This window comes from Alteribacillus persepolensis, from assembly GCF_900099605.1.
Classification (GTDB): Bacteria; Bacillota; Bacilli; order Bacillales; family Marinococcaceae; genus Alteribacillus; species Alteribacillus persepolensis.
In genome coordinates, this window is record NZ_FNDK01000050.1 from 1 (window position 1) to 4,993 (window position 4,993).

The 4,993-nt window shown below is 45.2% G+C and carries 4 protein-coding genes; all 4 read left to right on the forward strand.

The window, feature by feature from the left end; genetic code table 11:
* Positions 1–51: 51 nt before the first annotated feature.
* Positions 52–1,062, forward strand: a complete 1,011-nt coding sequence (locus tag BLT18_RS17680) for a phosphotriesterase family protein (protein WP_091277054.1) — start codon at positions 52–54, stop codon at positions 1,060–1,062.
* A 192-nt stretch (positions 1,063–1,254) separates the two neighbouring features.
* Entirely contained in the window at positions 1,255–2,598 is a 1,344-nt protein-coding gene (locus BLT18_RS17685; protein ID WP_091277057.1) for an MFS transporter, read from the forward strand.
* Between the two features lie 811 nt (positions 2,599–3,409).
* Entirely contained in the window at positions 3,410–4,159 is a 750-nt protein-coding gene (locus BLT18_RS17690) for a GntR family transcriptional regulator (RefSeq protein ID WP_175487596.1), read from the forward strand.
* Between the two features lie 450 nt (positions 4,160–4,609).
* The coding region (locus BLT18_RS17695; protein WP_456061447.1) for a phosphotriesterase family protein at positions 4,610–4,993 on the forward strand (384 nt) is incomplete at its 3' end.

The following is a 4,993-nucleotide window of genomic DNA, read 5'->3' on the forward strand; positions in this document are numbered from 1 at the left end:
GCTGAAAGGGAAAGCGGCACATGCATTTGAAGGAAAAGGAGCGGATATTACATGGGTAAAATAAACACGATTCAAGGAGCCATTGCAACCGAGCAGCTTGGCATCACGGCGATGCATGAACATATCGGATTTGGTCTGCCTGGATGTGACTTGGACACCAAGTGGTGGGAAGCCCGTCCGAAAATGCTCGAGGTGACGATTGACAAGCTGCGCCGCTTCCGTGAGCTGGGAGGTCAGACCATTGTTGATTGTACAGGAATTGGAACGGGACGTAATATCCCTTACTGGCAAGTCGTATCCCAGACCACAGGCGTGAACATCGTGGCCTGTACCGGCTTTGTTGCTGGGGACACCGTTCTTCCATACTTCCGGGATAAGTCGGTTGAATATTTAGCCGATTTATTCTATCACGAAATTACCGTCGGCATAGCAGGAACGAATGTCAAAGCAGGCGCCGTCAAAGTAGGTGTCAGCCGCGGCGGCTTGAGTGAATTGGATGAGCGTGTGTACCGTGCAGCAGCAAGAGCAGCACGTGTCACTGGTGTCCCGATTGCTACACATCTTTCAACGAACGCTGATCGCCAAATGGATTTATTTGAGATGGAAGGCCTGCCTCTAAACAGAGTACTTATTGGCCATGCCGATGCCGGTGTGGATCCGGATTGGAAGCGTGACCTCAGAGTAGCTAAACGAGATGCATTCGTAGGATATGACACGATCGGTTACGATACCGAGAAGGGAACACCGGAACTTTCAGCACCGTATTGGTCACGGCCTCGGGAAGAACGTCTCCGTCATGTCGTTGATTTCCTCGAATCAGGGTATGCACATCGTGTGGTCATTTCAGCGGATGCGAACTGCTGGCCGTTGGGATGGGCGTCACCACCGCACTCTGTGGCTGAGCTTTTGGAAGTATTCGTACCCGACCTTAAGGCTCGAGGTGTGAGCGATGAGACGATTGAACAGCTTCTCATCCATACCCCAGCTCATCTGTTAACTATGCAGGATCCAAAACCTAGGCCAGAGCAAGTGCCGGCGGAAACGAGAAAGTATGTGAAGTAATAGTACACAGAAATTCACCTTTATATTGTTTGACTGAGATTCGACAAGGGGGGACAAGATGGACAATTCTTGGCGTATTCCTCCCTTTTTATGGCATATAGATGTGTCGAAGAGCAGTCTAGCTGGAGTGAATTATCTGACTATTAAAACAATGTAGAGAGGTTATAAAAATGAAGAGCAAGGGGGACAAAGATGAGTGCAACGAATCTATCGGAAGTTGTAGGTCGCAGCAAGTTTTCTAAATTGCATACATCTATTTTGCTATGGTGCGTCATCATTATTCTTGTTGATGGATACGATATTACAATGTTTGGGACATCTTTACCGCGATTGATGGAAGATTGGAACCTTACAGCGGTACAAGCTGGCACGATTGGAAGTTATGGACCGTTAGGGATGCTTATTGGCTCTCTCATTTTAGGTCCGCTAGCGGACAAATTTGGAAGAAAATCAATGATCATCACATGCGTCATTCTTTTTAGTTTATTTACTCTGCTCTGCGGTCTTGCTCCCAATCCTGCTGTATTTGCCGGGTTTCGGTTTATTGCAGGTTTAGGCATGGGCGGCCTGATGCCAAATGTTCTGGCATATATTTCGGAATATGCACCAAAAAAGCTGAAAGGAACCTTGCCGACCCTTGTTCTAATTGGAGTACCAGTCGGCAATATGCTGGCTGCCGGAGCAGGTATTGTATTAATCCCAGAGTTTGGGTGGCGGTCAATATACATTAGTGGAGGAGTCTGTCTTCTCTTGATTCCATTTTTGATGAAACAGCTTCCAGAATCTCCTCGTTTTCTTTTAGCCAGGAAAAAGAACGATGAACTTTATAATGTTCTTCAAAAGATTGATCCTTCTATCAAGCGAGAGGAAGTTGACAGCTTGACAATAGAAAAAGCCAAGAAACAATCCATTGATGTAAAGGGGTTGTTTCAAGAAGGACGAGCATTCAGCACTGTGATGTTTTGGGTTGCACTATTTTTAACAACGGTGGTTACTTGGGGGCTGAACACATGGTTAGCTGAGTTTATGGTACAAGCAGGCTATCCTTTAACTTCTAGCCTCATGTTTATGATGGTGTATTTTGGTGGCGCGATTGTTGGTACCATTCTTGGTGCTTGGCTGGCTGCACGTATTGGCTTAAAAATGACAACGGTTTCGCTATACTTAGTTGGTGCAGCGACTTTGATGATGCTAGTATTGCAGCCGGGAGCTATATTATTTTACACGCTCATCTTCTTAGCAGGAATTGGAACCATTGGGCCGCAATCGGCTGCGTTCTCTTTTGTAACGAACTATTATCCGGAAAAAATTCGATCTACAGGGGTTGGAATAGCGCTAGGCTTTAATAAAATAGGCGGCTTCTTTGGTCCTATTTATGGCAGCATGTTAGTAACACTTAACTTGTCTTTGGAAGGAAACTTCCTGGCTTTTGCAATTCCTTGTGTCTTGACAGGAGTTCTATTATTTATGGTTCGGACAAAAATTCATACAAAAGCAGAAAATATACCATCTCAATCAAGCAAAGCTAGTGTTTGAAAACGAACTTTTGCCAAATGATTATTTATAATCCTGCTATCCTTCTGGAAGGGAGAACGGTGACGATTATATTTAAAAAATAGGCTAAATCGTCCTGTTCAGGCTTCAGTAAGTCAATGATTGTGCACTAACCATTGAGATTTTTTAAGAATACAGCAGAACGAGTAATGCTTTACTCTATGAAAAAATATAAACTCTCCACGGATGCAATGGCATGATGGAGAGTTCTTTTTTGTGTGTCATAATACATAGGAAGTGGCTGAAATACCAGCAGGAAGAAGGTATTTACAACTTCGTGCCCAAACGTTATATGTGACAGAACGATTCATAGTATTGAATTTAGTATAACAATAGAATAATATGTAGTTAAAACATATTAAACTTTAAAAATGGCGCTTTGAAAGGACGGTATAGCTCTTGTCGTGTCTGAAAGCAAGCAGATACCATGTTAATGCTGGCAGGAAATATCGCCTGAGGTTTCGATAGTGCGATCCTAGACGTAATAAAGCTATTATCACTGTTTTCACTTTCAACCTAATCCTCACTCATTGGTCGATGAACACAGATTGCTAGCTCAATCAGTTTGAAGGGAAATGACTGCACGATGACAGAGTGATGACAAGCCACATTGACAGCGTGGAGAACGTGTATTAGGCGTGCGATTTTGGAGTGGCGGAGCAAGGGGCATTCGTGGGATATGTATGACACCATCAGCTTTGACACCGAGAATGAGAAACCTGAGCTTTCGGCGCTATTTTATTCACGACCATGACGTGAAAAGATACTCAGAGATTGCAGGAGGATGATTCACATGACGAAGTATGCCCGGACTATCGATCGTAATTCCTCGGTTCCACTCTATAAACAGATTAAAGAGATTCTGATTGAGGAACTGCGGGCTGCCAGTAATGAGCCCGTCCGTCCCATCAGCACGGAAGAGGAACTTGTTCGCCGGTTTCACGTGAGTCGGGCCCCTGTCCGTCAGGCGTTGAAGGATCTCGCGAATGAGGGGTATGTGTACCGGGAGCGCGCCAAAGGAACTTTCCCGGTACGGGATTTGCCGATACGCCCTCCGGGACTACAGCTTGGGGGACTAGTCGGTTATCTGCGTGAACAGGGGCTCGAAACCGATTCGCAAGTATTGGATGTAGGACGTGTTCAACCCCCAGAGAACGTACGTTCTGTTCTTGGTCTTAATCAACAGGATAAGGTTCTAAAGGTTTCCCGGCTTATTTTCGTTCAAGAAAAGCCGCTTGTGTGGACACAAACATACCTGAACGTACCGGAGGATTTTGAACCAAGTGCCCGGGAGCTGGAAGAATCGGAAAGTGTTTTCCTGCTACTTGAGCGCAGCCACGGGATTTCCTTGTCTCGGGGAGAGCACCAAATTTGGGCAACAGGTGCAGCGGTGAAGGAGGCACAGACTTTGCGTGTTGATGCTGGAGATCCAATTCTTATGGGAGAGACGAAAATGTACACGCGTGACGATCATCTCATCGGTTGGAGAAAAGCTGCCCATAGAGCTGATGATTACAAGTATTCCTTTACTGTACACCGATGAAATAGTGGCAGTGAAGTGGATGCTAAGAAAGTAAAGATGAATGAAATTACTGGGGTGGTATGGGTCCGATTGTATCGGGCCCATGCTTTTTGTCTGGATAGAAAAAGATAACAGGCCAGAACATGGCAAGGGGGATTGACTAGTCTGAAACTTCTAAAACATTTATTGACTTTTGGTATAACAATATATTAATATTAAAATATGAAAAGTTACAAATGTTTAAACAATACTCCTTAAGATAGTGAATCAATCCCTTTGATCCAAAAGTAGAAAAGGATTGCTTTCTAGGGAGTTAGAAATTCGTCATATCTCGAGGAGATTTCAGAAGATTAATCTTAGTTATGATAAAGCTTTACCATTTCTTTTCTTGACCTACGTCTTTCTTTCAACGAAGGGAAAGAGCAGAAACAGGCGGGAAATGAAATTGGTAAATAATGGGAGGTTGAAATGATGACAGAAGATTTCACGAAAAAGCAGGAAGATGTTGTGCATACAGTGCTGGGCCCGGTAGCTGCTGAGGAGTTGGGAGTTGTCCTTCCTCACGAGGCTCTTCTTTCTATGGTGCCTGGGGCGGAGATAGCACCGGAAATCGATACGGATGAAAGCAAACAATTTGAGACGTTAAGACGTGTCCTGATCGAGTACCGCCGTCTTGGCGGAAAAACAATTGTGGACCGCGGCGGCATGTTCAAAGGACGCAATGTCTTGTTGTATCGAGCGCTTTCGAGGGAGACGGGCGTGCACCTTGTGGCATCGACAGGACTTGGGCCGGCATCGATGGTAGGGTCCTATTTCACAACACAGCAGACAGATCCGCCCGGCCCGATGCCTCTG

Coding starts and splice junctions, on each gene's coding strand:
- BLT18_RS17680 (WP_091277054.1), top strand. CDS start 52: ATGGGTAAAATAAACACGATTCAAGGAGCCATTGCAACCGAGCAGCTT.
- BLT18_RS17685 (WP_091277057.1), top strand. CDS start 1,255: ATGAGTGCAACGAATCTATCGGAAGTTGTAGGTCGCAGCAAGTTTTCT.
- BLT18_RS17690 (WP_175487596.1), top strand. CDS start 3,410: ATGACGAAGTATGCCCGGACTATCGATCGTAATTCCTCGGTTCCACTC.